Raw genomic sequence first — 23,584 nt, 5'->3', positions numbered from 1 at the left:
TACGCTCCGCAGTATGCGAAGCGAACCGCCCGGGCCGGGGCGGCGCACAGCGGTCGGATCGCAGGATCGACGGATCAGCCCACCGGAGCGGCCGCCCCGCCCGCACCGAGCCGGTCGGTGACCGAGACCACGCCGTCCACCGAGCGGCACAGGTTGAGCACGATCGGGACCAGGTACGGCTCGGGCACCGTACCGCTGAGCACCACCCGGCCCTGATCGACCTCGACGCCGATCTCCGCCGGGCTCACCCCGTCGATCCGGCCGAGCACCTCCTCGACGATCTCCCGCCGGATCACCACGTCCTCGCGCAGGAACACCCGCAGCAGGTCCCCGCGGCTGACCATGCCGGTCACCCGTCCGTCCTCGTCCAGCACCGGCAGCCGCTTCAGCCCGTGCCGGCTCATCAGCCGGGCCGCCGCGACCACGCTGGTCCCGGGCGTCGTGCAGACCGGCTGCCCGGTCATCAGGTCGGCCGCGGTCACGGCACCGCCCGGGCCGGCCGGCGCCGCCTCGGGGGCGGGCAGCAGCGCGCCCGGATCCTCCTGCGCGGCCAGCGTGCGCAGCAGGTCGGCCTCGGAGACGATCCCGAGCGGCCGCCCCTCCGCGTCCACCACCGGCACCCCGGTGATGTCGTACTCGGTCAGCAGCGCGACGATCTCCCGGAAGCCGGTCTCGGGCGCGACCCGGACCACGGGGCTGGTCATCACTGATTCGACGGTGGCATGCCGCACGCCGGTTCACCTCGTCCACGACACTCTTGCGGCCGGGCGCGGATCGTCCCGGCCGGTACCGGCAGCATCGCGCCCGGCGGCACGGGCCGCCAGGGGCCAAGGGGCTGAACGGGCGGGACCTTGGGCCCGCCCGCCGAACGCGGATCCGACACCGTGCCGAACCGCCGCCCGCCCGCCGCCTCGCCGAAACCAGCAACGCACCGACCCGGCGACCCGGACGGCGCAACCATCACATGATCGACTCGTTGGACCGTCCACCACGACAGCACGCACGGCATCCGGGGAGGGCCCGTTGGCAGGACGGACGATGGGCGCGGCATCGCCGGCGCAGGGCGCCGCGGCACGCCCGGTGGCCCAGGCCGAGGCCGCGCTGGTGCGCCACTACCGCAGGCTGGCCCGGCTGGCGTACCTCGCGCTGCCCGCCGACCGGGACCGACACAGCCGGGTGCTGGCCGCGCACGCGACCGTCCAGCGCGCCCTACCCTCCCGCTGGACCCGCCCGGCCGGTCCGCCGGCAGCGGACGAGGACCCGGTGTACGCCGCACTGCGCCTGCGGGTGCTGCGCGCAACGCTGCGGCCGCACCCCGCGCGGCGGCTGCCCGCTCCCCGGATCTGGGGACTGCGGCTGTTCACCCCGCACGGCGGCGAGGAGGACGCGGCGCTGGACCACGCGCTCGCGGCGCTCGACGCCCCCGCCCGGGCGGCCTTCGCCCTGCGCGCGGTGGAGGGGCTGACGCCGGAGCAGGCGGCCGGGGTGCTGCGACAGGCCGGGGTCGAGCGCCCCGAGGAGGCCGTCGCGGCGGCGGCCGGTGTGACCGGCGGGGCGGACCCGGAGCCGCCCGCCTTCGACCCGTGCGCGGTGCGGGTCCAGCCCACCGACCTGCTGCGCCGCCGCCGGACGTGGAGCGCCGTGCTGCTGGTCGGCCTGCTCGGGCTCAGCACGACGGCGGCCGTGGTGGCCGACTCCGGCCCGGCCGCGCCTGCGGCCCGCCCCGCACCCGCCCCGTCCGGCACCGCGGCCGACCCGGCCCGCCTGACCCGGGTCGAGCCGGACCGGTGGCAGCACACCGCGCGGGTCGACTTCACCGCCTGGCCCGCCCGCGGCGACCGCCGCGACGACGGCGCGCTGCTCGGCCGCGCCCTGGCCGCCTGGGAGCGGCCGGGCCCGCAGACCCGCACCGAGCCGGGCGTGGACGCCACGCCGCCCGTCGCCCCGCCGGCCCTGCTGTTCGCCGGGACGGTCGACGGCGCCGCCGTGGTGGTGCTGTTCGACGGCCGGCGGCTCGCCCGCTACACCGACGGGCGCGACGGCGGCCTGGACCTCGCCCGGGCCGACGACTCGGACGTGACCACGGCGGGCGCGGTGGTGCTGCGCCGCCAGGGCACCGCCGTGCGCTATCTGCTGGCCCCCTGGGTGGACGCCGCCGAGACCCGCCGGATCGACCAACCCGACTCCCCCGCACGGCCGTTGGACCACCCTGACGGGGTCACGGCGGCGGTCCCGGGCGGTGGGCTCGCGGACTGCCACGGCGCCACGGTGCTCCAGCTGCACTCCTCCCCCGCCATCGCCGAGAAGCACGCCTTCCTGCTGACCGACCTCGGCGGACTCGTCCCCGCGCACCTCACCTACTCCCCGCCACCGGACCGTACCCAGCCGGCCCGCGAGCCGCGCGAGGCCACCGGCCAGGACGCGCTGCTGGCCTGGGCCCGCGCGGGCTGCGCCGTCCCGGACGGCACGCCGGGCGTCAAGCAGCTCAACCTGTGGGCCTTCGCGGTGCAGCCGCTGCCGCAGAACGCGGGCTCGGCGTCCTGGGTCTGCCTGCGAGCCGACCGCTGGACCGGCGAGGGCAGCGCCGCCACCGCCGTCCTGCTGCCGACCGCCCGCGGCCCGCAGCGCACCGGCGGCGGCCCGGGGCGGGCGTGCAGCCGGTTCGAGCAGGACGTCGTCGGCTGGGCCTGGTGGCGCTCCCCGCAGGGGGCGGAGTTCCTACTCGCGGCGGGCAGCCGGCGGGTCACCCGGCTCGCCGTCAAGGGCCCGGACTGGTCCGCCGACCGGCCCGCCCCGGACCACACGCTGGCCGTCGAGCGCCCGGCCCGGGCGGCCGTCCAGGTGGAGGCGGCCCTGGACGGCGGCGCCCGGATCAGCCCGCCGCACTGAACCGGCCGGCCGACTCGCGCGCGCACTTCGGCAGCTCGCCCTCCGGCAGCTCGCTCTCCAGCGGCTCGCAGTCCGGCAGCCCGCCCTTCGGCAGCTCGTAGTCCGGCAGCTCGACGCTGGAGACCTGCTTCCCGAGCTCCAGCATCCGGTTCAGCACCCAGCGCCGGTTCAGCAGCCCGTTGCGCACGCGCAGGCCGGTGGCGGTGCGCGGCGCCAGGAACGGGCCGGTGCGGTCCCCGCCCTTCTGGCAGCCCTGGGCGTAGCCGCGCAGCAGTTGCTCGTACCGGGCGAAGGCGGTGCGGTGGTCGCCGCGGGCCCGGGCCAGTTCGCCGGCCAGGACGTACGCGGCCACCACGGCGGTGCCGATGCCCATGCCGCCGATGGTGGCGCCGCAGGCCGCGTCGCCGAGCAGGGCGATCCGGCCGCTGGACCAGGTGGGGACGTCGGCGCGGCTGATCGAGTCGAAGTAGAGCTCGGGGGCGTGCCGCAGGCTCTCCAGCAGGCGCGGTACCTCCCAGCCCAGGCCCGAGAAGGCGTCCCGCACCAGGGCCTTCTGCTGCTCCTGGTCGTGGCGGTCGTAGCGCAGTTCGGGCGAGGCGAAGAGGCAGAAGGCGCCCGCGCGGGCCGGGTCGCGGTGGTCGGCGCCGATCGAGGCGAGCCGGCCGGGGACGTTGAGGCCGACCGAACCGGGCGGCAGGCCGAGGTCGTTGGGGAACTGCCAGGTGGCCGCGTAGTAGCCGAGGTGGCGGACGTAGCGCTGCTCGGGGCCGAAGGCGAGCCGGCGGACGTTGGAGTGCAGCCCGTCGGCGCCGATCACCAGGTCGAACTCGCGCGGCGCGCCGTGCCGGAAGGCGGCCCGCACACCGCTCGGGGTCTCCTCCAGGGCGGTGATGGAGTCGCCGAAGACGTAATCGGCGCGGGCGCGGCTGTGCCGGTACAGCAGCTGGGCGAGTTCGCCGCGCGGGATCTCCAGTTCGCCGCCCGCGAACTCGGCGGGCAGGTGCAGGAGTCGGCGGCCGTCGGCGCCGAGGAAGGTCATCGGGCTGCCGCCGGTGTCGAGCGCGCGCAGTTCGTCGAGGACGCCCATCCGCTCCAGCACCGTCAGGTGGGTGCGGCCGCGGAAGTCGACGTTCTGGCCGCCGCCGCGCAGCGCCGGGGCGAGTTCGACGACGGTGACCTCGAAGCCGTACCGGCTGAGCCAGTGGGCCAGGGCGGGGCCGGCGATGCTCGCGCCCGAGATCAGGACCTTGGTGCTCATGGGAAACCACTCCGTCCGAGAGGATCGAGAAACTGTGTCCGGTGGATACTGTTTGCTGCTGTGTACGGTAGACGCAGTTAGGTCGGACGAGCAACCCCCAGAACGGGAGCGGAATGTGAGCGAGGCGGCGAACGACATGGTGCGGCTGCTCTGGGGCCCCCCGGCCAAGCCCACCCGCGGGCCGAAACCGGCCCTCAGCCTGGAGCGGATCGCGGCGGCGGGCGTCGAGATCGCGGACGCCGAAGGCCTGGGCGCGGTCTCGATGCAGAAGGTCGCCGGGCTGCTCGACTTCACCAAGATGTCGCTCTACCGCTACGTGCCCGGCAAGGCCGAACTCGTCGCCCTGATGGTCGAGGCCGCCGTCGGCGAGCCCCCGCAGGACCGGCGCGCCCACGACTGGAGGAGCCAACTCACGGCCTGGGCGCACCACTTGACCGAGTCGTTCGGCCGCCACCCGTGGCTGCTCGACGCCACCGTCGGCCCCCGGGTGATGGGCCCGAAGGAACTCACCTGGCTGGAACGGGTGGTGACCGCCCTCGACGGCCACGGACTGACCGGCCCCGAGCGGATGGACGCCGCCGTCCTGCTCGCCGGACACGTCCGCAGCATCGCCCAGCAGTCCCGCGCCGCCGGGCCCGACGGCTCCCCCGAAGCCGAACTCCTCACCGCCCTCGGCACGCTGGTGCACCAGCACGCCGACCGCTACCCCGCCCTGGCCGCCGCCATGACCGGCGAGGACGGGCGCGACCAGGCCCTGGACTTCGGCCTGGACCGCATCCTGGACGGCCTCGCCGCCCTGATCACCCGCCGCACGGGCACCGCCTGACGCCTCCTGCCCCGCCTCCTGCTCTGCCTCCCGCCCCGCCCCGCGCCGCCCCGCCCCGCCCCGCCTCCCGAGGAAATCCGATGGGCCCGCGGTCGGCCAGCCGCTAGCATCCCGGGCCATGGCGATGTTCGTGCACCTGACCGCCGCGGCGAACGCGCCGCGGATCCGCCGCGCCGGGATCCGGGCCGACAGCCGGGGGCAGGGCGGGGTGCGCGGGCTGTACTGCTTCCCGGTACTGCCCTCGTACCCGCTGACCCACCAGTGGCTGCGCGAACTGGCCCGGTTCGGCACCGGGGGCTCGCTGGTCGCGGTGCACCTCCGGCTGGACGACACGCAGCAGGTGCTGGCCGGGCACTACCGGGACCGCGCGAGGGACGCCCAGCAGCGGGTACCCGCCGCCGAGGCGGTGCGGCGGATCGCCGAACTGGCGGACCCGCGCGGCTGGGAGGTGTTCGTGCCGCGCGCGGTGGGCGCCCGCGAGGTCCACCGGATCCGCGGCGTGCCGCAGGTCTCCGGCTGGCGCTACCAGCCGAACGCCCACGGCACCCGGCCTTGTCCCTGCATGGGCTGCCAGCCCGTCGGCGGGTACGGCAGCCGTCGACTGCGCGAGCGCCACCAGCACCCGTTGGACGCCCCGCCGCCGCCCGTGCCCGTCCTGCTCGCCCGGATCGAGGCCGCCGGCGAGCCGGGCGACCCCGCCGAACTGCTCGCCGCCCTGCAGAGCTTCGGGCGCCGCCGCCGCGGCCCACTGGACCGCCTCGCCCGGCTGGCCGCCCACCCGGACCCGGCCGTGCGCGAGGAACTGGTGTGGGCCGTCGCCGGCTGGTCCACCCCGGGTGTCGCCGCCCTGCTCGACGGCCTCGCGAACGACCCGCACCCGGACGTCCGCGAGGCCGTCGAGGCGGCACTGGAGCGCTGAGAGCCGGCCGCCAGGAGTCCTCGGTGAAGCTCAGGACCGAGCAGGTGCGGCCGGAGCGGTAGAAGCTCCCGACGTGCCCGTTCGGCCGATCCGGGCGATCATGGGACGAACCGCGTCTCGGCGATTCGGCGCACCGGGGTCAGTCCGGCGGCGCCCGGAAGGTGGACTGCGATGTTCCAGCTCCTGTGGATTCTGATCATCGGCTTCGTGCTGGGCGTACTGGCCAAGCTGATCCTGCGCGGGCCGCAGTCGATCCCCTGGTGGCTGACGATGCTGCTCGGCGCCGCCGGGGCCTGGCTCGGCAACGCCGTCTCCGGATGGATCGGTGTCCGCCACACCTCGGGCATCGACTGGATCCGGCACCTTCTCCAACTCGGCTTCGCCGTCGCCCTGGTGGCCTTCGTCGCCCCGGCCTGGAGCAAGTCCCACCCGAGTCGCTGACCAGAACGACCCGGACTGCCGCTGACCTGGACTGCCACTGAGCAGGAGGCGCAGACGGCCGACCCGTTCGGCGGGGAGGTGCCGTCAGCCGACGTGGACGGCCGGGCGGCGGCTGCGGTCCGGTTCGGCCTCGCGCAGGACTTCGCGGGTGACGGGGGCGATCTCGCCCTGCCCGAACAGGAAGAACCTGAGGAACTGGGCGAAGGGGTTGCCCTCGGTCCACTCGAAGTAGATGTGCGGCTGCTGCCCGGTGAGGTCCCGCACCCGCAGCAGCAGGGCGGCCAGCGCGTTCGGCACGCTGGAGCTCTGCAGCGTCAGCACCCGGTAGCGGTCGTGCAGCACCTCGCCGCGCACGGTCAGCTCGGCCTCGAAGTCGGACGGGTCGAGCACCGTGACCTCCACGAACACCAGGTCGTCCTCGACCGGGATGTCGTTGTCGGCGCGGATCTGGCGGATCTTGTCGCGGTACTCGGCGAGGTCCCGGCTGTTCGGCTCGTTGGCGATCAGCCGCAGCGGGCGGTGCATGTAGTCCCGGACGAAGCGTTCCGCGACGGCGTCGAGCACCACGTCGGTGACGCGCAGTTCGAAGGCCCGCTTGAGCCGGGAGAGGAAGGAGACCAGCATGATGCCGGCGATGAAGCAGCCGCCGATCTTGACGCCGTCCGGCCGCTCGGCGATGTTCACGGCCGTGGTGTAGAGGAAGACCCCGGCGATCACGGCGAAGCCGACCGTCCTGCGGCGCTGCCCGGACTTGTGGGCGGCGATGGTGACGGCGATGGCGGCCGAACTGATCAGCACCAGCACGCCGGTCGCGTACGCGCCGCCCTGGGCGTCCACGTTGGCGTCGAACAGCCAGGTGACCAGGAAGGCGATCAGGGTGAGGACGATCACGGTGGGGCGCACCGCGCGGGCCCAGTGCGGGGCCATGCCGTAGCGGGGCAGGTAGCGCGGCATCAGGTTGAGCAGTCCGGCCATCGCGGAGGCGCCGGCGAACCAGAGGATGGCGATCGTGGACAGGTCGTAGACGCTGCCGAAGGTGTTGCCGAGGTTCTGGTGGGCGAGGTAGGCGAGCGCCCGCCCGTTGGCCTGGCCGCCGGCCTTGAAGGCGTCCGCCGGGATCAGCAGGGTGGTGATGAGGCTGGTGGTGATCAGGAAGCAGCTCATGATCACGGCCGCGGTGGTGAGCAGCTTGCGGGCGCCGCGGATCCGGCCGGTGGGCTTCTCCTCGGTGTCGTCCGGGTCGCCCTCGATGTGCGGCATCACGGCGACGCCGGTCTCGAAGCCGGACAGGCCGAGCGCGAGCTTCGGAAAGACGATCAGTGCGACGCCGATCATCGCGATCACGTTGCCGTGCTCGGCGGTGAGCGCGTCCGTCCAGTCGCCGACGACGTGCGGGGCCTTCAGCACGTGCCAGAGTCCGTTGGTCACCACCACGACGTTCAGCGCGAGGTAGACCGCGACCAGGACGACGGCGATGCCGATCGCCTCGCTGAAGCCCTTGAGGAAGACCCCGCCGAGCAGGGCCACCATGATGAGGGTGATCGTCACCTGCTTGCCGGTCAGCACGCTGTGCAGATGCGGGTTCTCCACCAGGTGCGCGGTCGCGTCGGCGGCCGACAGGGTGATGGTGATCATGAAGTCGGTGGCCGCGAAGCCGAGCAGCGTGAGCACGAAGAGCTTGCCCTGCCAGAACGACAGCAGCCGCTCCAGCATCGCGATCGAGCCCTGGCCGTGCGGGCTCTCCTGGGCGACCCGCCGGTAGACGGGCAGGGCGCCGAGCAGGGTGACGATCACCAGCACGATGGTCGCCAGCGGCGAGAGCAGGCCGGCGGCGAGGGCGGCGATGCCGGGCTGGTAGCCGAGCGTGGAGAAGTAGTCCAGGCCGGTCAGGCACATCACCCGCCACCAGCGCTGGCCCTTGACGTGCGGCGCCTCGGCGTGCGGGCCGGGGTGCTGCTTGGCCATGTCCGACAGGCCTTCCAGCATCCACTCCCGGAACCTCGCGCCGCGGGTCGCGGGCGTCACCCCCGGATCGGCCGAATCCGACGACACCACGTGCACCCCTGTCCACGAGTCGGCCGGCCGCGCTCGGCTCCGGCCCCCCAAAGGCCGCCGGACGGCGGGCCTGGTCAGGCTAGGGGACCGGATCGGTGCCGCCGGGGAGCAGCGCGTCCGGACACGCCAGCGGTGCCCCGGACGGCCCTCAGCGGTGGCGGGCGGCGCCCCGCCGGGCTGGTCGTCCCGGCGCGGCGGGCCGCACCTGCTGCCCGGAACGGGCGAGGATGTCCGCGCGATCGACCGATGTGTGCAGGTTTGCCGAGGACGGACACCAGGGAGGCAGCGGTGGCGGAACCGAGTCGGCGGGGGATTCTGGGCCTGGGCCTGCTGGCGGCGGCCACCGCCTCCTGCGGCACCCGCCGCCCGGACCCCGCCCCGCACTCCTCGTCCGACGGCCCTGCCCCGCGCCCCTCGCCCGACGACCCCGCCCCGACCGCTGACGCCCAGCACGTGGGCGTCCCGCCGGAGCAGTCCCTGCCCGGCGCGCCCGACTGGGAGATCACCAACCCCGGCCCCGCCGACGCCATCGAGGGCTTCGCCGACCGGGTCAGCGTGCTGCCCGGTGAGCAGTTCGGCCTGCACGTCTCCACCCCGGCCGCCGCCTTCACCGTCTCCGCCTACCGCACCGGCTGGTACGACGGCGCCCGCGCCCGCCTGGTCTGGCGCCGCGAGCACGTCCCGGGCGGCCGGCAGCCCGCCCCGCGGGTGGACCCCGCGACCAGGACCGTGCTGACCGGCTGGCAGCGCACCCTCGCCGTGGACACCACCGGCTGGCCCGAGGGCGCCTACCTGCTGCGCCTGGACGCCGAGGACGGCTCCGGCCAGCGCTACGTCCCGCTCACCGTCCGCTCCGCCGCCACCGCCGGGCGGACGGTGGTGATGAGCGCCCCCGCCACCTGGCAGGCGTACAACGGGTGGGGCGGGTACAGCCTCTACAACGGCCCCACCGGCGGTCTGGCCACCCGCTCGCTGCGGGTGGTCTTCGACCGGCCCTACGACTACGACCACGGCGCCGGGCTGTTCCTGGTGTACGAGGCGCCACTGGTCGCGCTCGCCGAGCGGCTCGGGCTACCGCTCGCCTACACCACCGGGATCGACGTGGCCCGCGAGCCCGGGCTGCTGCACGGCGCGAGCGCCGTCCTCTCGCTCGGCCACGACGAGTACTGGTCCCCCGAGCAGCGCGCCCAGGTGGTCGCGGCCCGGGACGCCGGCACCAACCTGGCGGTCCTGGGCGCCAATTGCTGTTTCCGCCGGGTCCGCTTCGAGCCCTCGGAGCTGGGCCCGGACCGGACGGTGGTCTGCTACAAGGACGCGTGGGCGCAGGACCCGGGCCACCAGACCGGCGCCCCGGCGACCACCGACTTCCGGGCCGGCCCGGGCGCCGACCCGGAGAGCTCGATGCTCGGCGTGATCTACGACGGCTACCCGGTGGACGCCCCGTACGTGGTCGGCTCGCCGGAGCACTGGGCGTTCGAGGGCACCGGCGTCGCCACCGGGGCGTCCTTCCCGCACCTGGTCGGCGTCGAGTACGACCGGGTGGACACCGCCTTCCCCACCCCGCGTCCGATCGAGGTGATCGCGCACTCCCCCGTGGTCTGCGAGGGCCGCCGCTCGCACTCCGACACCGCGTACTACACCGTGCCGGGCGGCGCCGGGGTGTTCGCCTCCGGGACGATGCGCTGGGTGGAGGCCCTGGACGCGCACGGGCCCGGGGGCGGCAGCGCCGACCACGGGATCGACGCCCGGGCCGGGGACCTGGTCCGCCGGGTCACCGAGAACGTCCTGCGCACCTTCGCCGCCGGCCCGGCCGGCCTGACCCACCCGGCCCGGGACAACCTCGCGACCGTCTACGGCGGGGCGTAGCCCGCCGGGAGCTGCGAGGGACCGTCTGCGAGGGGCCGTCGAAGAAATTTCCCGGAACGACGGATCGGGGCGGTGACGCGGCGCCCCGGGCACGCATCGCAGTCGAACGGATTTCCGGGCCGTGGCCGGCCGTGCCCAGCCCGTCACCCGGGGCGAGGAACCGTCCGCCGCACCGATACACTCGCACGGTCTCATCCACCGCAGGTCGTCAAGGACAACCGTCCGGCGTGGCACGGGTGCCGGCCGGAAAGGGCACGAGGGAAACAGAACATGGTCGAGGCCTCCCCGAAGGTCGTTGTCGTCGTCCCCACGTACAACGAACGGGAGAACCTTCCGGTCCTCGCGGGTCTTCTCGCGGACCTCCCGGTACCGGGCCTGCACCTGCTGGTGGTCGACGACAACTCGCCGGACGGCACCGGCGAGATCGCCGACAAGCTCGCCGCGGAGTCCGGCGGCACCGTGGGCGTGCTGCACCGCACCGAGAAGGACGGCCTCGGCCGCGCCTACCTGGCCGGCATGGCCCGGGCCCTGGACGAGGACGCCGACGTCGTGGTCCAGATGGACGCCGACCTCTCGCACCCGGCCTCGGCGATACCCGCGATGGTCCAGGCCCTGCTGGCCGACGACACCGCCGTGGTGCTCGGCTCCCGCTACGTGCCCGGCGGTTCGACCGCCGCGGAGTGGCCCTGGCACCGCAAGGCCCTGTCCGCCTGGGCCAACCTCTACGTCAACACCATCCTCGGCCTGGGCGTCCGGGACGCCACCGCCGGTTTCAAGGCCTGGCGGGCGAGCACCCTGCGGGCGATCGACCTGCCGACCGTGCAGAGCAGCGGGTACTCGTTCCAGGTCGAGATGAACTACCGGGTCGTCCAGCGCGGCCTGACGATCCGCGAGGTGCCGATCCGCTTCGAGGAGCGGATCGAGGGCGCGTCGAAGATGAGCATCGGGGTGCAGGTCGAGTCGGCGCTGGCGCCCTGGAAGCTGCGGCTGAACCGTCAGGACCCGCGGTAGGCCGTGGCCCGCCGCCGTGACCCTGGCCCGGGTCAAGGCCCGGGCATACGGGTGCCGGTCGGGCGGCTCGGCGGTGTGAAGGGCTGCCACAGGGAAAGAAGGGCGACATGGCCCTTCTCCCGGAGTCCCTCACGGCCCTGATCCGCCGCGGTGCCCGAGAACCCTTCGTCGTCCAGACCGTACGGGCCACCGTGGCCGCCACCCTCGCCTTCGCGGTGGCCACCCGGCTCAGCAACGAGCCGGCCCCGCTGACGGCCCCGCTCACCGCGCTGCTGGTGGTGCAGGTCACCGTCTACTCGACGCTCAAGACCAGCATCCGCCGGGTCAACTCGGTGGTGGTCGGCGTGCTGATCGCGACCGGTTTCAGCGCCGTGGTGGGGCTCTCCTGGTGGAGCCTCGGGCTGATCATCCTGGCCTCGCTGGTCGTCGGCCGGTTCGTCCGGGTCGAGGAGTTCGTCCAGGAGGTCGCGATCAGCGCCATGCTGATCCTCGGCGTCAGCGGGCTCGCCTCGCAGGCCTGGGACCGGGTGCTGGAGACGCTGATCGGCGCCGCCGTCGGCCTGCTGTTCAACCTGCTGTTCGCCCCGCCGGTCTGGGTGGACACCGCCGGGGAGTCGATCGAGGACCTCGCCCGGCGGGCCCGGCAGCTGCTGCTGGACATCGCCGAGCAGCTGGGCCGTCCGACCCCGGTCGCCCGGGCCGCCGAGCAGCTGCACGAGGCCCGCCGGCTCGACCACGCCATCGCCGACGTGGACGTGGCACTGCGCCAGGCGGAGGACAGCCTGCGGCTCAATCCGCGGATCAACGACGGGCTGCTGTCCCGGCTGGTGCTGCGCACCGGGCTGGACACCCTGGAGATCTGCGTGGTGGTCATCCGGGTGCTGGCCCGTTCGCTGACCGACCTGGCCAAGCGGCGCGCGCCCGGCGAGCGGCTGTTCCCGCCGGACGTCGCGGTGGGCCTGGAGGAACTGCTGGCGCACGTCGGCGGGGCCATGGTCAGCTTCGCGGTGCTGGTCACCACCCAGGTGAGCCGCAGCGCCGAGGAGGCGGAGCGGCGGCTGACCGCCGAGCTGGCCGCGGCCTGGACCTGCCGGGAGAACGTCGCCCAGGTGCTGCTGCAGAAGGTGCGGGAGCACCCGGAGGCGTGGCAGTTGCACGGTTCGATACTGGCCGAGGTGGACCGGATCCTGGACGAACTGGACCTGGAGCACCGCAGCCGACGGCTGATGGAGGAGCTGGACCGGGCCTCGGTGGCGAGCCGGGAGCGGTTCTCGCGGTTCGCCGGGCTGCGCCGGTTCGTCCGGGGCGAGCGGGCGCGCCCGGCGGTGCGGGCCGGGCGCTGACCCTGCGTCGGACTCCGGGGGGTCGGGGGGCTCAGGGGGCTCAGGGGGCTCAGGGCATCGACCAGGGTTCCTGCGGGAGCGGGTGGCCGGTCTCCAGGTAGGTCTTCAGGTTGGACAGCACCGCCGACCAGCCCTGCTCGACGTCCGCCCGCTCGGCCTCGTCGGCCAGCTGGTCGTGGGTGACGGTGAGCCGGGTGAGGTCGTGCCAGCCCCGGAGCTCGAAGGTGACCCGGGAGGGACCGCCCGGGCGTCGTTCCCCGGGCCCCGCCCAGGTGGTGACCAGCCGGTGCGGGCGGTCGACGGCCTCGACGACGCCGATCACGTCGGCCGTCCCGGAGCCGTCGGCCCGCTGGTGCTCCCAGGCCGCGCCGGGCAGCCAGGTGGAGACGTTGCGGTGGCCCCAGTAGAGGCCGGACTCGTCGGCGTTGGTGAGGGCGTGCCAGACCCGCTCGGGGGTGGCGCGCAGGTAGAGGGTGCTGCGGAAGGCGGGCGCGGCCATCGCGTCACCCCCTGGCCGCGTCGAGCAGCGGCTGGACCTCGATCTTCTGCATCCGCATCATCGTCGCCATCACCCGGCCTGCCTTGGCCCGGTCCTCGTCGGCGATCAGGTCGAGCAGGACGCGCGGGGTGATCTGCCAGGAGAGGCCGAAGCGGTCCTTGAGCCAGCCGCACGGGCCCGCCTGGCCGCCGTCGGCGGTGAGCTCGGCCCAGAGCTCGTCGACCTCCTGCTGATCCTCGCATTCCACCTGCAGCGACATGGCCTCGGTGAAGTGGAACTCGGGGCCGCCGTTGAGGGCCGCGTACTCCCGCCCGGCGAGTTCGAAGGCGACGGTCATGACCGAGCCGGCTCCGCCGGGGCCGGTCTCGGGGTAGCGGGTGACCTGCGTGATGCGGGAGTTGGGGAAGAGGGAGGTGTAGAAGGTGGCGGCCGCTTCGGCCTGGCCGTCGAACCAGAGGAAGGTGGTGATCTTCTGCATGCGCCCGACGGTAGCCCCGGGCCCCGCCCGGACGGCCGAGCCACGGCCGGGGGTCACCGGTTCGGCGCCCCCGGCCCGCGGCCCGCCCGCTACCGGGTCAGTGCACCCAGCCCGCGTAGCGCTGCACGAAGCGCAGGCCGGTGTGGGCGGTGACGACGACGTCGTAGCGGCCCTGCTTGTCCAGCGGCCAGGACAGGTTCACCTGCTGCCCGGGCTTGACCCGGACGGTCTGCGCGGTGCCGGCGAAGTCGTTGGGGGCGGCGGTGAAGGAGACGTCGGTCATGCCGTCGTTGGCCACCTGCAAGGTGAGCCGCACGCTGCCGTGCAGGTCGGCGGTGACGATCGGCACGCCGATGTCGTTCTGGCCGTCCTGCCCGTCCCGAACCACGGTGCCGGCGAAGCGGCGGACGAAGCCGTCCGGGCCGTGGACGGTGAAGTCGTAGCGGCCGTTGGTGGTGGCGGCGTCCCAGACGTACCGGGCGGTGGCGCCGGGGGCGACGGTGTACGGGGTGCCCGCGAAGGGCAGCGCGATGTTCGGGTAGACGGTGTACGGGAAGGCCACCGAACCGTCGTTGCTCATCGTGCAGGTGACCTTGCCGGTCTTGCGGTCCACCTCCACGTCGGCCCACGGCTGGTAGGGCAGCGGGCGGTGCGGGCGCTCGCCGCGCTCCTGGACGGGCATCGACTGGGCTCCGACCGCCGGGAGGGCGACGCCGGGCAGCTTGGTGCCCGCGTCGGCCCTGGCCATCAGGGCGGTGGTGTCGGGCAGCGCCGGGACGGACGGGTTCGGCGCGGCGAAGTCGAAGCAGCTGGTGAGGTCGCCGCAGACGGACCGGCGCCAGGCCGAGATGTTCGGCTCGGCGACGCCCGTGACCAGCTCCATGAAGCGCAGCACGGAAGTGTGGTCGAAGACCTGGGAGTTGACCCAACCGCCGCGCGACCAGGGCGAGACGACCCACAGCGGGACGCGGTTGCCGAGGCCGATGGCGCGGCCCTGGGTGAACTCCTCGGGAGTGCCGGGCTCGGGGGTGGGCGGGACCATGTGGTCGAAGTAGCCGTCGTTCTCGTCGTACATGACCAGGAAGACGGTGTGCTCCCACACCGCCGGGTTGGACATCAGCGACTGGAGGGCCTGGTTGACCCAGTGCGCCCCGTACGCCGGGCCGGCCTCCGGGTGCTCGGAGAAGAGGTAGGGGGCGACCAGCCAGGAGATGGTCGGCAGGGTGCCGTCCTTGCAGTGGCGGTCGAAGGCGGCCGGGTCGAACTTGGTCATCGCGTTGATGTAACGCGGGTCGGTGGGCGGGAAGTTGTGGAACTGCTTGAAGTAGGAGAGGGCGTTGTCGTCGTAGTCGCCGGTGCGGTCGTCCTTGCTGGGGTTGTGGTAGACCCGCCAGCTGACGCCGGCCTGCTCCAGGCGCTCGGCGTAGGTGGTCCAGTCGGCGACGGGGTTGTCGGTGACCGGGGTGTTGTCGATCCAGGGCCCGGTGGTGCCGTCGCGGCCGGGGCCGGAGGTGCCCGTCCAGAGGTAGAGCCGGTTGGGGTCGGTCGGGCCGGCGAGGGAGGTGAAGTAGGCGTCGCAGAGGGTGAACGCGTCGGCCAGGGCGTACTGGTAGGGGATGTCGTCCCGGGTGAAGTAGCCCATGGTGCGCTCGCCCTTGGCGGCGATCCACTTGTTCATCGCGCCGTTGTTGATCGCCTGGTGGCCGGTCGCCCAGTCGTGGGGCAGGCCGCCGGCGTTCTGCGCGTTGTACTTCGAGGTGTCCATCCGGTACGGCAGCATGGCTCCGCCGTCGCTGCGGCGGCTGTCCGGCTGGCGGAACACGTCGGCGCCGTCCGGGAATTGGAGCGCCTGCTTGTCGCCGAAGCCGCGGACGCCGCTGAGCGTGCCGAAGTAGTGGTCGAAGCTGCGGTTCTCCTGCATCAGCACGACGACGTGCTTGACGTCCTTGATGGTGCCCGTCAGCCGCTCGGAGGCGGCAGGGGCGGCGGCGGGGGCGGCCTCGGCGGGGGCGGCGCCCAATCCGGTCAGGGCGGTGGCGCCGACGGCCGCGGTGGCGCCGACGAAGGTGCGGCGGGAGAGCTCGGACATCACGAACTGGCCTCTCAGAGCTGGAAAGTGGCGACGGCGGCGGCGGTGTCGGAGGGCCACTCGTTGGCGGCGGTGTTCGGCTCGGGCTGCGGCCAGTCGGCGACCAGGGTGTGTGCCTCGACCAGCTTCAGCGGGCCGGCGTACTGGACGTAGTCGATGCGGTCCTGCGGCTCGGGCTTGGCGCCGCGCTGCTTGCGGGTGGGCGACCAGGTCGCGCCCGGGAACTTGACCGGGTCGCGGTGCTCCTCGCGGAAGGTGTCGGTCAGCCCCGCGCCCTGAAGGGCCACGCCGACGGGCCAGTTGAGCACCCCGACGCCGCCGTGCGCGGCGGCGGTGGCGGCCGTCCAGTCCAGGTGGGACGGCGAGGAGAGGGCGCCGGCGAGCAGCACCGGAGTGTGCCGGGCGATGTCCGCGCGCACCGCGGCGGCCAGGGCCTTGGCCTGCTTCACGCGGAGCGAGGCGGTCTCGGCCGCCTCCGTCTGGGCGGCCGTCCGACCGTCCTGGAGCGCGTACGGGCCGTAGCCGGCCTCGTCGAGGTGCGCGGCCCAGAACCGGACGGCCCGGCCACCGGGGAGCTGCACGGTGGCCCCGGCGGCGGGCAGGTCGGCGGTCGGCGGGGTGACGTCGGCGAGCGGGTAGCGGCTCAGGATGCCGACGCTGCCGGGGCTCTGGTAGGCGTACCAGCCGAGCGCGTCGGCCAGGGTCTTCGCCCGCTCACCAGCGGTCTCCTGGAGGGCGAGCACGTCCAGGCCCTGGGTGAGGACGACGCGCAGCTGCTTCTCCAGGGCGTCGGTGTACCCGGCGCCGGCGTCGTGCAGGTTCCAGCTGGCGGCCTTGAGGCGCGGCGGCGCGGCGGGGTCGACCACGGGGATGAGGACGGTGACGGTGTCGACGGCACCCGCGCTGTCCTTGACGCCGACGACGGCCACCTCGGGGCTCTTGCCCGCCGCGGGCGCGGTGCCGGTGAGCGTGCCGTCGGCGGTGACGTTCAGCCAGGACGGCCCGCTGACCTTGCGGAAGGCGGCGCTCCCCGCCGGGTTGCCGGCCGGGCGGGACCAGAGGCCGCCGAGCTTGACGGAGACCGCCGCGCCAGGGGCGACGGGCGCGGTGGTGAGGGCGTCCACGGCGCTGTGCGGGCGGACGACGGCCGGCTTGGCGCGGAAGCTGAACGGGGCCGTCTGGGCGAGGACGCCGTAGCCGTCCTTGGCGAGCAGGTAGGCGGTGTACGGGCCGCCGGTCAGCGCGGAGGTGTCGAGCTGGAGGTCGCCGGAGGTGCCCGGGACGTACTTCCAGACGAGGGAGCTGCCGTTGCCGGGCTGGCGGCCGCCGTCGTACACGCCGACCCAGTTCTTGGCGTCGGGGGCGTCGGTCGTCCAGTGGAAGGTGAGCCGGTCGCCTTCGGTGGGGTTGGCGGAGGAGGTGAGGGTCAGGGCGCTGCCTGCGGCCACGGTTGTCCTGTCCGCCGCCCGGGGCCCGGTCCGCCGGGGGTCGGCGCCGGGTCCGCGCGCGGCTGGTCACGGAGGCTGGGGAGGGAGGGCCCGGCAGTTGGCTGTACAACTGCGGGCGGCCCTCATTCATCCGAAAGTCAGCGACCGGGACGTGAACGGCGCGTGACGGCCCATCGGGCGGTTCGGGAACTCCGTGGCGGGCGGCGGGAATCCTCGGCGGAAACACCGGAAGCGCTGGGAGGGCCGGAAACGCCGGGGGGCCGCGACGGGATCCGTCGCGGCCCTCCTGCACCGCTGCGCTGCTGCGCCTCTGTGCCTCTTGGCTTCTGCGCTCCTCGGCTTCCTGACTTATGCCAGGGCGAGGAACAGCTTCTCCAGCTCGGCCTCGCTCATCGGCGGGGTGTCCTCGTCGGAGACGGCCATGCACTGGCGCATGCCGCTGGCCACGATCTTGAACCCGGCCCGGTCCAGGGCGCGCGAGACCGCCGCGAGCTGGGTGACCACGTCCTTGCAGTCACGGCCCGCCTCGATCATCGCGATCACCCCGGCCAACTGGCCCTGGGCACGGCGCAGCCGGTTCAGGACCGCGCCGACCGACTCCTCGTCCACCTGCATGTCCGGGCCGCCTTTCGCATCGACTGTCGACTGACAACTGTACCCGGCGGGGTATCCATTCCCGGGCGGGGCGATGCGGGCGAGGGGCGCTGGGGCCTTCGGCGGTTCAGCGGCGGTGTTCAGCGGCTTTGGTCAGCGGCTGTGCTCAGCGGCGGGCGAGGCGGCGCTCGCCACCGGCGCCGGTCTCGTACGGGAGCCCGTAGTGCGCGAACACGGCCGGTTCCTCCTCGGCGGGCAGGACGTCGTCGGTGCCGATCGACGGCGCCTGCTTGACCTGGTTCTTCGGGAACGCCACCCGGACGTAGTCCGGCCCGACCACCGCCCCGTCGAGCGGGACGAACACCAGGCGGCGCTTGGTCACCAGGCCGACCGTGACGGTGGCGAAGAACGGCTGGTCGGTGGCCGTCTCCACGTAGACGGACTCCAGCGAGCCGATGCGGTGGCTCTTCTCGTCGACCACGACGTGGCCGCGCCATTCGCGGATGTCTGCCATAGCGATCACCACGGCGTCGGACCTCCCGTTCCCCGGCCTTTCCGCTTCCGTCGTCCGGCGACGGTTCGCCGCCGGGACCTCCCATCCTGCGCCGGGACGACCGGGGGCGCGCGATGGGCGACGAAAACGGACATACAGGGGTGACCCGACCAACCGCCACCAGGGCCGTGACCTGGGCTTTAGGCTGTCCGCCGAGGGAGTTGCAAGCAGATCATCCGATCGTCAACAGGCGGAGGCAACGGCCGTGGGACACGACGACCTGTGGGAGTCCGGCGAGGCCGGAACCCCGGCCGACCTACGGCCCGACATCCCGCACCCGGCCCGGATGTACGACTACTACCTCGGCGGGAAGGACAACTTCCCCGCCGACCGGGCCGCCGCCGAGAAGGCGCTCACCGCCAATCCGGAGTTCCGCTCCACCGCGCGGGCCAACCGGGGCTTCCTCACCCGCGCGGTGCGCTGCGTCGCCGACCTCGGCATCGACCAGTTCCTCGACATCGGCACCGGCATCCCCACCGCCGGCAACACCCATGAGATCGCCCAGGCCGCCAATCCCGGGGCGCAGGTCGCCTACGTCGACAACGACCCGATCGTGCTCAGCCACGCCCGCGCCCTGATGTCCGGCACGGGCCCGGGGCGGACCGCCGTCCTCCAGGCCGACCTGCGCGAGCCGTCCGCCGTACTCGCCGCTGTCGAGGCCGCAGGGCTCCTCGACCTCTCCCGACCGGTCGGCCTCGTCCTGGCCGCCGTCCTGCACTTCCTGCGCGACGAGGACAAGCCGTACCAGGCGGTCGACACGCTGATGGACGCGCTCCCCTCCGGCAGCCACCTCGTCCTCTCGCACGGCACTGCCGACTTCATCCCCGCCGAGGTCCGCGACCGTGTCACCGGCATCTACGACAAGGCCACCGCCCCCCTCGTCGGCCGCACCCGCGACGAGGTCCGCACCTTCTTCGACGGCCTCGACCTCCTCGACCCCGGCATCACCACCGTCCCCCTCTGGCGCCCCGACACCGCCCCCGCCCCCGGCGCCGACCGCGTCAGCATCTACGGCGCGGTGGGTCGCAAGCCCTGACGGCGCCCCGGGGCAAATATACCGACCGGTCTACTGATTCCCCGCCCCGAGCCCGGACCCTCCCCGAACAACCGCTGATCCGACGATTCCGCCCTGCGCACAGGAAGTCGGCGGGTCCGACTTCCTGTGCGGAAAACGGCTCCGCGACCGCCCCCGGAAAATATGTAGGCCGGTCTACAGATTTTTCCTCGGGGGCGACGGCAGGGGCACGGATGGGCCCAGGTGGGCACGGGTGGGGGTGGGGGGAGCGGCGCCGGGGGGCTGACTGGAGTCGCTTTAGGGGGGTTAATACCACCGACCGGGGCCACCACGTGCGGTTACTGTCGTCGGGACGGCTCCGGACGGGGGCGGTCATCAGGGGCTATCGCGCAACAAGCAGCGCAGGACACATGGGGGACGAACATGGGCAGGTACCACCGTTTCGCGGGGGCTCTCGTGGTCGCCGGGGTCTCCGCCGGGGTGCTCAGCGCCTGCAACCCGATCGGGACCAACTTCACCGACGACGCCACCGTCACGGACAAGATCACCGGCATCCGGCTGGACAGCGACGCCGGGGAGGTGACCGTGCGCGGCAAGGCCGGCGCCACCCAGGCCGCCGTCCACCGCAACATCACGTACCGGAGCGGCAAGCCGGGCGCGAGCACCCGGGTGGACGGCGGCGTGCTGGTGCTCGGCGGCTGCGGGCGCAACTGCTCGGTGGACTACACCGTCGAGCTGCCGCCGGGGCTGCCGATCACCGGGGGGACGTCGGCGGGCGGGATCAAGCTCACCCAGGTCGGCGACGTCTCGGTGCACACCAGCTCCGGCGACATCACGCTCGACGACGTGGCCGGGCCGGTCGACGTGCGCACCGACAACGGCGAGATCAAGGGCACTTCGCTCAAGGGTGACCGGGTCAGCGCCAAGACCGACAACGGCGGGATCAAGCTCACCCCCGGCAAGGCCCAGAACATCACGGCGAAGACCTCCAACGGCGAGATCAACGTGACCGTGCCGACCGCCTCGTACCACGTCACCGCCTCGACCGACCTGGGCGAGAAGCACATCGGCGTCCAGAACGACCCGAACGGCCAGTACAAGCTGGACCTCGGGACGAACATCGGCGAGATCACCGTCAAGACGGGCTGACCGACCCGGTCGACGGGGCCGCCAACGGGGCGCCGTGACGGCCGAGTTCGGCCCCCCAGCGCGGTCGCCCGGCCCCGCCGGTGGGCCTGGCGGGGCCGGGGGCGGTCAGAGACCGACCTGGACCTCGGCGCGGTGCCGGATGTACTCGTCGGGGTGCGCCCTCGCGATGGCCACCGCGGCCTCCACCAGGGCGTGCAGCCGCGACGGGTAGGCACGCGGCACGAGGGGCAGCCCGGGGAGGATGCAGCGCCGCACGTCCAGGTCCTCGTTGGCGACGAACTCCCGCAGCGCGGCCTCGTACCAGGCGTCCCGCACGGTCGAGCCCTCGTCGGCGGCGGCCGTGCCGCGGCCGTCCCCGACCGACAGGGACGTCCAGTACCAGGCCCGGGCGGCGCCGGCGCGCTCGGTGTCGGTGCCGGTGTGCAGGTAGCCGAGCAGGGTCAGCCGGACCCGGCGCTGGCCGAAAGCGAGCAGGGCCGGCTCGACGAAGCGCCGGTTGAAGCTCGGGTTGGGGTCGTAGATCGCCGCTTCCAGCAGTGCCTCGAAGTACTCCTCGGGCAGGTCGGTACGCCCGGAAAGCGCCTTGTGGACCTCCCACCGGGCCGCGCTCGGGAAGTCCGCCCCGTGCGCGGCCTCAGCCCCGAGCAGGCGGAGCAAACGCGTCAACCGCAGGTCGAACTCCTGCGATCCGTCCGCCGTGCGCCCGGGCAACGGCTGGAGAATCCGCACCTCGCCTGCCGTGTCCTTCGTTTCCACGAACACCCTCCTCATCCTGAGTCATCGGCAGACTACTCGCTGATACACCAGTTCGGAGGTCGTTTTCGGGCAGGCTGGAATTCAGATCACCGACATATGGCCGGAGTTTGACGGTCGCTCAGCCCTGCTACCGGCGCAAACCAGGCGAGTTGGACGGACGGGCCGACGGACGGGCCGACGGATGAGCCGACGGGCGGGCCTTCGCCGGTCAGGCCGGACGGCCCGGCGGGACCAGGCCGGACTGGTAGGCGATCGCGACGAGTTGGGCCCGGTCCCGGGCGTCCAGCTTGGCCATCGCGCGGTGGACGTGGGTGCGGACGGTGAACGGGCTGACGAACATCCGCTCGGCGATCTCCTCGTTGGTGAGCCCGGTGGCGGCCATCGACATCACCTCGCGCTCGCGCGCGGTGAGCACGGACAGCCGCTCGGAGGTGCCGCCGGCCGCCGGATCGGGCTGGGCGAGGAGCTGGTCGATGACGGCCCGGGTGGCGGCGGGCGAGAGCAGGGCGTCCCCGGCGGCGACGGTGCGGACGGCCGCGAGCAGTTCCGCCGGGTCCGCCCCCTTGCCAAGGAAGCCGCCGGCGCCGGCCCGCAGTGCCTGGGCCACGTACTCGTCGATCTCGAAGGTGGTGAGGATCAGCACCCGGGTGCCGGCCAGGTCCTCGTCGCCGCAGATGGCGGCCGTCGCACCGAGGCCGTCGGCGCCGGGCATGCGGATGTCCATCAGGACGATGTCGGGGCGGGTGGCGCGGGCGAGTTCGACGGCCTGGTGGCCGTCGGCGGCCTCGCCGACCACCTCCATGTCGTCCTCGGCGTCGATCAGCACCCGGAACGCACCGCGCAGCAGCGCCTGGTCGTCCGCGAGCAGTACCCGGATGGTCATGCGTGGTCCTTGTCTACTCGAACGGCGCGGTCTTCCCGGCCGGCACGGTCTACTCGAACGGCACGGTCTTCCCGGCCGGCACGGTCCGCCCGTACGGCGCTGTCACCGCGACCGGCACAGCCACCGCGACCGGCGCTGTCGTCCCGGGCGCCGGTGCGCAGCGGAAGTTCGGCGGTGACCAGGAAGCCGCCGTCGGGCCGGCTGTCGGCGGTGAGGCGGCCGCCGACCGCGCCGGCCCGTTCGCGCATGCCGATCAGTCCGAAGCCGCCCTCGCCGGGGGCCGGGTGGGGCAGCAGGGCCTGCCGGGGGCGTGCGCTGGTCGGCGGGCGGCCGTTGGCGACGCTGACGGCGACCCGGCTGCCGCTGTAGGCGAGGGTGATCTCGGCGCCGGCGCCCTGGGCGTGCTTGGCGACGTTGGTCAGGGACTCCTGGACGATCCGGTAGGCGGTGAGGTCCACGCCGGGCGAGAGCGCGCGGGCCTCGCCCTCGACGGTGAGCCGCACCGGCAGGCCGGTGCGTTCGAAGGCGTTGATCAGCTCGGGGAGCCGGTCGAGGCCGGGGGCCGGTTCGAGCGGGGCGGGCTCCTCGGCGCGGCGCAGCAGGCCGACGGTGGCGCGCAGTTCCTGGAGCGCGGAGCCGGTGGCGTCGGTGATGTGGCTGAGCACCTCGCGGGCCTGGGTGGGGTGGCGGTCCATGAGGTAGACGGCGATGCCGGCCTGGGCGTTGGCGAGGGCGATGTGGTGGGCGACGACGTCGTGCAGGTCGCGGGCGATCCGGATCCGCTCGTCGGCGACCCGGCGGCGGGCCTCCTCCTCGCGGGTGCGTTCGGCGCGTTCGGCGCGTTCCTCGATGGCGGCGAGGTGGGCGCGGCGGTTGCGGATGGAGTCGCCGAGGGCGCCGGGCAGCAGGGCCCAGGCGAGGACGCCGAGCCGTTGGCCGATCGGGCCGCCGCCGTCGCCGATCAGCGAGGTGCCGGTGAGCAGGACGGCGGAGGCGATCGAGGCGCGCAGGGCGGTGGCGCGGTCGGTGCGGACGGCGAGGAAGTAGAGGGCGAGCAGCAGCGGGGTGGCCAGCCCGGGGGTGAGGCGGGGGGTGGTGAGGATGAGGGCCATCGTGCAGATCAGCGTGATGACGACCACGGTCCGCGGGTGCCGTCGGTGGGCGAACACGGTGACGGCGGAGGCCAGCGCGATGGTGGCGCTGAGCGGCCTGAAGGAGATGACGTGGCCGGTCTGGTCGACGGTGACGCCGAGGCCGGTCATCGCGATCAGCACGGCGCCGCCGACGGCGTCGAGCAGCCGGGGGTGGTCGCGGCGCAGCCGCTGCCAGGTGTCGCTCATCGTGGTGCTCTCCGGGTCGGGGGTGCCCTGGCGGCACCCTCGCCGGGTTCTGCCAGTTCGTGCCGAACCGCGCCCTGCCGGGCGGGGTGGGCCGGGTCGGGGGCCGCCGTGTGCGTGGCGGACCCCGACAGCAACGGTAACGGTAGGGATCGAACCATTGTCCGGGCCGGGG

The 23,584-nt window shown here is 73.8% G+C and carries 21 protein-coding genes; 9 read left to right on the top strand and 12 right to left on the bottom strand.

The genetic code is table 11. From position 1 onward, the window contains the following. Positions 1-74: 74 nt before the first annotated feature. Positions 75-704 (bottom strand): CBS domain-containing protein, encoded by a 630-nt coding sequence (locus A6F73_RS30395; protein ID WP_244293556.1) that lies wholly within the window; start codon positions 702-704, stop codon positions 75-77. A gap of 334 nt (positions 705-1,038) precedes the next feature. On the opposite strand from A6F73_RS30395, the gene A6F73_RS30390 reads away from it, so the two are divergent. After that, entirely contained in the window at positions 1,039-2,889 is a 1,851-nt protein-coding gene (locus A6F73_RS30390) for a hypothetical protein (RefSeq protein ID WP_063350697.1), read from the top strand. Here the strand turns inward: A6F73_RS30390 and A6F73_RS30385 are convergent. Continuing rightward, entirely contained in the window at positions 2,873-4,147 is a 1,275-nt protein-coding gene (locus A6F73_RS30385) for an FAD-dependent monooxygenase (protein WP_079136149.1), read from the bottom strand. The two genes, A6F73_RS30390 and A6F73_RS30385, sit on opposite strands and share 17 nt — an antisense overlap. Before the next feature lie 115 nt (positions 4,148-4,262). On the opposite strand from A6F73_RS30385, the gene A6F73_RS30380 reads away from it, so the two are divergent. From A6F73_RS30380 to A6F73_RS30370, 3 genes are all read left to right on the top strand, one after another. After that, complete coding sequence (locus A6F73_RS30380) at positions 4,263-4,973, top strand: TetR/AcrR family transcriptional regulator C-terminal domain-containing protein (RefSeq protein WP_079136148.1); 711 nt, start codon at positions 4,263-4,265, stop codon at positions 4,971-4,973. Positions 4,974-5,091: 118 nt separating this feature from the next. Further along, the gene (locus tag A6F73_RS30375; RefSeq protein ID WP_208869135.1) at positions 5,092-5,892 is read left to right on the top strand and encodes a HEAT repeat domain-containing protein; all 801 of its coding nucleotides are present in this window, start codon (positions 5,092-5,094) and stop codon (positions 5,890-5,892) included. Positions 5,893-6,063: 171 nt separating this feature from the next. After that, positions 6,064-6,333, top strand: a complete 270-nt coding sequence (locus tag A6F73_RS30370) for a hypothetical protein (protein WP_063350696.1) — start codon at positions 6,064-6,066, stop codon at positions 6,331-6,333. Positions 6,334-6,417: 84 nt separating this feature from the next. Here the strand turns inward: A6F73_RS30370 and A6F73_RS30365 are convergent, their stop codons facing one another. Continuing rightward, entirely contained in the window at positions 6,418-8,319 is a 1,902-nt protein-coding gene (locus tag A6F73_RS30365; protein WP_107452983.1) for an APC family permease, read from the bottom strand. A gap of 357 nt (positions 8,320-8,676) precedes the next feature. Here A6F73_RS30365 and A6F73_RS30360 point away from each other — a divergent pair, with 357 nt between their 5' ends. The 3 genes from A6F73_RS30360 (at position 8,677) to A6F73_RS30350 (ending at position 12,608) form a co-directional block, all read left to right on the top strand. Next, positions 8,677-10,254, top strand: coding sequence for a N,N-dimethylformamidase beta subunit family domain-containing protein (locus A6F73_RS30360; protein ID WP_208869134.1), 1,578 nt, complete (start codon positions 8,677-8,679; stop codon positions 10,252-10,254). 270 nt (positions 10,255-10,524) lie between these two features. Continuing rightward, positions 10,525-11,265, top strand: coding sequence for a polyprenol monophosphomannose synthase (locus A6F73_RS30355; RefSeq protein ID WP_063350695.1), 741 nt, complete (start codon positions 10,525-10,527; stop codon positions 11,263-11,265). Between the two features lie 107 nt (positions 11,266-11,372). Then, a complete protein-coding gene (locus A6F73_RS30350) occupies positions 11,373-12,608 on the top strand; it encodes an aromatic acid exporter family protein (RefSeq protein ID WP_063350694.1) in 1,236 nt (411 codons plus the stop codon). Between the two features lie 49 nt (positions 12,609-12,657). Here A6F73_RS30350 and A6F73_RS30345 read toward each other — a convergent pair whose 3' ends face one another. The 6 genes from A6F73_RS30345 to A6F73_RS30320 all read right to left on the bottom strand — a co-directional run bounded on the left by A6F73_RS30345 (position 12,658) and on the right by A6F73_RS30320 (position 18,239). Beyond that, complete coding sequence (locus A6F73_RS30345; RefSeq protein ID WP_063350693.1) at positions 12,658-13,107, bottom strand: SRPBCC family protein; 450 nt, start codon at positions 13,105-13,107, stop codon at positions 12,658-12,660. Between the two features lie 4 nt (positions 13,108-13,111). Continuing rightward, the gene (locus A6F73_RS30340; RefSeq protein WP_063350692.1) at positions 13,112-13,585 is read right to left on the bottom strand and encodes a VOC family protein; all 474 of its coding nucleotides are present in this window, start codon (positions 13,583-13,585) and stop codon (positions 13,112-13,114) included. 97 nt (positions 13,586-13,682) lie between these two features. After that, on the bottom strand, positions 13,683-15,674 hold the full coding sequence (locus tag A6F73_RS30335) for a phospholipase C, phosphocholine-specific (protein ID WP_063350691.1): 1,992 nt from the start codon (positions 15,672-15,674) through the stop codon (positions 13,683-13,685). Positions 15,675-15,688: 14 nt separating this feature from the next. Further along, positions 15,689-17,122 carry an endonuclease/exonuclease/phosphatase family protein gene (locus A6F73_RS30330; protein ID WP_063350690.1) on the bottom strand — a complete coding sequence of 478 codons (1,434 nt, stop codon included), beginning with the start codon at positions 17,120-17,122 and terminating at the stop codon, positions 15,689-15,691. A gap of 348 nt (positions 17,123-17,470) precedes the next feature. Then, positions 17,471-17,737, bottom strand: coding sequence for a metal-sensitive transcriptional regulator (locus tag A6F73_RS30325; RefSeq protein WP_063350689.1), 267 nt, complete (start codon positions 17,735-17,737; stop codon positions 17,471-17,473). A 145-nt stretch (positions 17,738-17,882) separates the two neighbouring features. Next, positions 17,883-18,239, bottom strand: coding sequence for a PRC-barrel domain-containing protein (locus A6F73_RS30320; protein WP_208869133.1), 357 nt, complete (start codon positions 18,237-18,239; stop codon positions 17,883-17,885). A gap of 235 nt (positions 18,240-18,474) precedes the next feature. Here A6F73_RS30320 and A6F73_RS30315 point away from each other — a divergent pair, with 235 nt between their 5' ends. Continuing rightward, positions 18,475-19,305, top strand: a complete 831-nt coding sequence (locus tag A6F73_RS30315) for an SAM-dependent methyltransferase (RefSeq protein ID WP_063350687.1) — start codon at positions 18,475-18,477, stop codon at positions 19,303-19,305. 402 nt (positions 19,306-19,707) lie between these two features. Further along, positions 19,708-20,433: a DUF4097 family beta strand repeat-containing protein gene (locus A6F73_RS30310; RefSeq protein ID WP_063350686.1), complete on the top strand. Its 726-nt coding sequence runs from the start codon at positions 19,708-19,710 to the stop codon at positions 20,431-20,433. A 105-nt stretch (positions 20,434-20,538) separates the two neighbouring features. On the opposite strand, the gene A6F73_RS30305 is transcribed toward A6F73_RS30310, so the two are convergent. From A6F73_RS30305 to A6F73_RS30295, 3 genes are all read right to left on the bottom strand, one after another. Continuing rightward, on the bottom strand, positions 20,539-21,189 hold the full coding sequence (locus tag A6F73_RS30305) for a hypothetical protein (protein ID WP_244293555.1): 651 nt from the start codon (positions 21,187-21,189) through the stop codon (positions 20,539-20,541). Positions 21,190-21,397: 208 nt separating this feature from the next. After that, positions 21,398-22,072, bottom strand: coding sequence for a response regulator transcription factor (locus A6F73_RS30300; protein WP_063350685.1), 675 nt, complete (start codon positions 22,070-22,072; stop codon positions 21,398-21,400). Further along, positions 22,069-23,412 (bottom strand): histidine kinase, encoded by a 1,344-nt coding sequence (locus A6F73_RS30295; RefSeq protein ID WP_063350684.1) that lies wholly within the window; start codon positions 23,410-23,412, stop codon positions 22,069-22,071. Before A6F73_RS30295 ends, A6F73_RS30300 begins: the two co-directional genes overlap by 4 nt. Between the last annotated feature and the right edge of the window lie 172 nt (positions 23,413-23,584).

This window comes from Streptomyces sp. MJM8645, from assembly GCF_001625365.1.
Classification (GTDB): domain Bacteria; phylum Actinomycetota; class Actinomycetes; order Streptomycetales; family Streptomycetaceae; genus Kitasatospora.
Note: the sequence above shows the minus strand (reverse complement) of the source record. Positions and strands in the feature narration are given on the sequence as shown.